Source organism: Haladaptatus sp., assembly GCF_049589095.1.
GTDB lineage: Archaea > Halobacteriota > Halobacteria > Halobacteriales > Haladaptataceae > Haladaptatus.
This window is the reverse complement of record NZ_JBAWAC010000603.1, coordinates 1-4,662: the sequence shown is the minus strand read 5'-3', so window position 1 is coordinate 4,662 and position 4,662 is coordinate 1. Positions and strand designations below refer to the sequence as shown.

Annotated in this window: 5 protein-coding genes and 1 pseudogene; all 6 read left to right on the top strand. The window is 60.2% G+C overall.

The window, feature by feature from the left end; translation table 11 throughout:
* Window positions 1–576, top strand: a 576-nt coding sequence (locus WBV42_RS18930) for an MFS transporter (RefSeq protein ID WP_423987414.1), incomplete at its 5' end; no start/stop codon positions are given.
* A 138-nt stretch (window positions 577–714) separates the two neighbouring features.
* Window positions 715–1,332 (top strand): class I SAM-dependent methyltransferase, encoded by a 618-nt coding sequence (locus WBV42_RS18925; protein ID WP_423987413.1) that lies wholly within the window; start codon window positions 715–717, stop codon window positions 1,330–1,332.
* Between the two features lie 95 nt (window positions 1,333–1,427).
* Entirely contained in the window at window positions 1,428–1,922 is a 495-nt protein-coding gene (locus WBV42_RS18920) for a hypothetical protein (protein ID WP_423987412.1), read from the top strand.
* A 314-nt stretch (window positions 1,923–2,236) separates the two neighbouring features.
* Window positions 2,237–3,547: an MFS transporter gene (locus WBV42_RS18915; RefSeq protein WP_423987411.1), complete on the top strand. Its 1,311-nt coding sequence runs from the start codon at window positions 2,237–2,239 to the stop codon at window positions 3,545–3,547.
* Window positions 3,548–3,592: 45 nt separating this feature from the next.
* Window positions 3,593–4,477 carry an aldo/keto reductase gene (locus WBV42_RS18910; protein WP_423987410.1) on the top strand — a complete coding sequence of 295 codons (885 nt, stop codon included), beginning with the start codon at window positions 3,593–3,595 and terminating at the stop codon, window positions 4,475–4,477.
* Between the two features lie 18 nt (window positions 4,478–4,495).
* A pseudogene (locus WBV42_RS18905) lies at window positions 4,496–4,662 on the top strand (class I SAM-dependent methyltransferase); the annotation flags it as partial.

Here is a 4,662-nt window from a genome sequence, read left to right as displayed (position 1 = left end):
GCTGGAATCGTCTTTCTCAGCTATTTTGCGGAGGGGACCATCGAAAATTGGTCGGCTATCTATCTGCGGTCATGGCTAACCCTTCCCGCGATCATTGGCGCTTCCGGTGTCGCTTTGTTTCACGCTGCGATGGCAATTGGTCGGTTGATAGGTGCACGGTTGATCAGCAGATTCGACCGACGTCGAATCCTTCGATTGGCAGGGGTACTCGGTGCTGTCGGGATGGTTCTCTCGGTCGCAACCACCATTCCACTCTTCATTCTCGCCGGGCTATTTATCGTCGGGCTCTCGATGTCGGTCGTTTCGCCGATTGGCTACTCATTGGCTGGCGATTTTGCACCAGGACGAGCAGGCGAAGCGAGCTCGGTCGTCTCGACCGTCGGGTGGAGCGCGTTTATCATTTCTCCAGCCCTCATCGGTGGACTCGCAGAATCAGTTGGGCTTCGGGCCGCACTGGCGTCCGTCATCCTGACATCCGGAGTGATCGCTGTTTTGACGGCTCGTATTCCCGCCCATGATGGAGGAACTCAGTCCTCGAACGAGGCCAGTCAAACCCTTCTCGGCTCGAAGGACTAACCATAATCGCTGATGACTACGTTGCATATTGCGGCGTTCAGTACACTCATTTTCACTCGATAAAGCGACCGTGACGGTGAGCTCAGTCTCGACAATCCGTTGAGAGAGGCTTAACTTCCCGGCCTCGAAATCAAGCGTATGGAACCGGACGACAATCGCCGCGGTTGGGCCGAACGGTCGGGTGACTACTCGCCCGCATACTATGCAAAGATCGGGCCGAACGAGGTGAGCCGGACGCTCGCCACCGTGCTCGATTACTATGCACACAAGGACGCCGCCATCCTCGAAGTCGGCTGTGGCTCCGGCCGTCACCTCGCCCACCTCCGCGACAACGGGTTCAAAAACCTGTCCGGCATCGACATCAACGACGACTCGTTCGATGTGATGGCCGAGCGCCACCCACACCTCGCCTCGACAGGGACGTTCCACACGGGTGCGATAGAGGACGTGATTCCCGAATTCCTCGACGACGCATTCGACGTCGTCTACTCCGTGGAGACCTTACAGCACATCCACCCCGAGAATACGTGGGTGTTCGAGGAGCTGATCCGCGTCACGAGCGACCTGCTGATCACCGCCGAAAATGAGGGCAACAGCCCGCAGCGCGGTCGCGGTGACGAGAAAGTGAGTTACGTCAACGACGACTTCCCCCTCTACTTCCGGGACTGGAAACGGGTGTTCTCAGAGTTGGGCCTTGCCCAACTCGTCTGTGAGCCGACCAACCGCGATACCGTCCGCGTGTTCCGGGTGCTGTGATTTTTCGGGGCATCCTTTCAAAACTCCGCCGACTGCGTTCGCTTCGATCATCAGGGTAACAATTCTTTTTGGTCGTTGCGTACTCATTTCCTGTAATGAGCGAAGACCTTGGCGACACGACGGTTCGGTCGAGGGGCGGTCGGGACAGGTGGGGATACTATCGTGCCGCGGTGTTGGTGCTCGTTGGACTCATCCCGTGGGAGATCGTAACTTGGCCGAAGGGGTACTACGTCATCTTCATGTTCGGTTCGACCAAAGTCGGCCTCTCCGGTTTCAACTTCTTTTCGGTGCCTGCGTTCACACCGTTCACCCCCGATTTCATGATCATGCAGACGGTCGGCGTCGTCTGTTATCTACTGGCGTTGCTAGCCGCCGGGCTCGGATACCTCGGCTATGGCGACCGACGGATAACCGCCGGGTTGCTGTTCATCTCCGGACTGGAGATGTTGCGCTTCGCCCTCGCGTTGAACGACCAGAACCAAATCACCGTCTACCCCACCGGCGTCGTCACGCTTTGGATCGCCGTCCTTTTCGCGTACAGCGGGCGGCGGTTCCGCAGCGCGGTTACACGGACGCTTTCGGGGACGTAATTACAGACGCGTGATGGAGGTTTTCGATGTGGTCTCCCCCTGACGAAATGATCGACTAGATATCGCTCTCGACCCGTTCAGTACGCTCACGATATCACAATTGACTTACTGACGAATCAGTCAGCTAGGTATGTGAAAGCACCCCGTGTGTTCGGTTATCACCGACGTTTCAACGTCACAGATGGTCGTCGGTGTTATTCGCAATTCATCGGTTGTCGCGAACCGAACGTTTAAGCGGATGGCTGACTGATTGGTTAGTAAGATATGACCCGGAGCCACAGCGAACACAGTAGGATCAACAGGGGGCCCCGATAGTGGGTATCCTCGACACCGACCGCCGCGTTCTCGCGCTCGCGTTCGCGCGGATGGCTGATTCCATTGGGAACTCGTTTCTCATCATCGTCCTCCCACTCTACATCGGGAGCGGTATGGTGAGCGGCGGGACGTTCGGCCTCAGCACCGCCCTCGTCACGGGGCTCATCCTCTCAGCGTTTGGCTTCTTCATGAGCGGCGTGCAACCCATCGCGGGGAGACTTTCGGATAAGACCGGGAAGCGGAAGGTCTTCGTCGTCGTCGGCCTCATCATACTCGCGGTTTCGAACTTCGCATACTCCCTCGCCGGGAATTACAGCGCAATGCTCCTCATCCGCATCGGGCAGGGCATCGGCGTTGCCGTCACCGTACCAGCGACCATCGCACTCGTGAACGACCTCTCCACGGACGACAACCGTGGCGGGTCGATGGGCGTGTTCAACACGTTCCGCATGCTCGGGTTCGGTATCGGTCCCATCGCAGCGGGCACCGTCATCTACGGCGGTCCATACACGCTCCTCGGCTACGGAATCACGGGCTTCGAGGCGGCGTTCTACATCGCGACGCTCGGCGCACTCATTGGCACAGTCCTCGTCTTCGTGCTGGTGAGCGACCCCGATGTCGATTTCGACGCGGAGCACACGGCGGACGCGGGCGGCGAACACAGTATCGCCGTCTTCGAGCAACACGATGGTCATGGCACCCTCGACTCCGTGTTCACGCTCGGTATCGCCTCGCTGTTCATGGCCATCGGCATTGCCATCCTCTCGCCCCTCGAGAGCATCATCAACCACCACCTCGGGCAGAGTGCGACGTTGTTCGGGATCGAGTTCGCGGCGTTCACGCTCGGACAGGTCGTCATGCAGACGCCCGTCGGCACCGCGAGCGACAAGTACGGCCGGAAGCCGTTCATCCTCATCGGTCTCGTCTTCCTCATTCCCGCGACGGTCGCACAGGGACTCGTCGCGACGCCGCTCGGAATGATCGGCGCTCGGTTCGTGCAAGGAATCGCGGGTGCGATGGTGTTCGCGCCCGCCTTCGCGCTCGCCGGCGACATCGCGCGGAACTCGAACGCCGGGACGACGCTCTCGGTGCTGACGATGGCGTTCGGTCTCGGAACCGCCATCGGCCCGCTCGCGGGTGGGTGGCTCGTCGGCTTCGGCTACGTCGTCCCGTTCGTGTTCGCCGCCGCGCTGGCGGCCTTCGGCCTCGTCCTCGTGTACACACAGGTCGAGGAGACGCACGCCGGCGACGACCTCGGTGCGGAAATCTCGCGGCTCTTCCTGAACCGCGACTCCCAGCCCGCCGATTGATTCCCCGAGACATACGCTTTTGTTGACCCGCAGTAACTAACTACTATGCAGACGCGCTCATTGGGGACCACCGGTCACGACAGTTCGATCATGACGTTCGGTGCCATCGCGCTCAACTGGCTCGAACAGGAGGGTGCGAACCAGATGGTCGAACTCGTGCTCGATCATGGCATCAACCATTTCGACGTCGCCCCGACCTACGGCGATGCGGAACTCAAGCTGGGGCCGAAACTCCGCCAACACCGTGAGGAGATTTTCCTAGGCTGTAAGACACAGGAACGGGGATACGAGGGGGCGAAACGGAAACTCGACGCGTCACTCAACCGCCTCGGCGTCGATTACATCGACCTGTATCAGGTACACGGTCTCGAATACGAGGAGGAATTGGACACTATCACGGGCAACGGGGGCGCGCTCGAAGCGTTTCGGGAGGCCAAAGCCGACGGACGAATCGGCCACATAGGGTTGACAAGTCACGGGAACCCACAGCTCACCCTCGACGCCATCGACCGAATCGACGACCTCGAAACGGTGATGTTCCCGATGAATCCGGTCGTCGTCGGTAAGGACGACGACAAGTACGACTACGAAGCGGTGATCGAACGGGCGAACGATGCGGGTATCGGAACGCTCGGCATCAAAGCCTTCGCGAAGGGACCGTGGCCCTCGACCGACGAGCTTCCGGAGGAGGACCGTCCGTACGCGAACTGGTATCAACCGGTCGATACGCCAGCCGAAATCGCGGAGCGATTCGACTTTGCGGCCGCACAGGGATTGACGAGCGTCATCAACCCGGGTGACCCGAAGCTGGTCGCCATGGTGCTTGACGCGGCCGAGCGCTACGACGGAATGGAGGAGGCCGCCCAGCGGTCGCTCATCGAGAAACTCCGCCACGAGCGGAGTCCCGTTCCGGAGCAACTCCATCACTAGAACTCGCTCGATACACCAATGGACATTCCTCGGACCGTTAGGACCGCTCTCGCCGACCGTCCGGTTTCGGGCGCGACTTGCCTCGAAGCCGGGGCGGGAATGGGCAACACGACGGCCGGTTTGCTCGCCGACGGTGCCAGCCGCGTCTACGCCGTCACGAACGACCCCGAGCACGCGACTGCCGT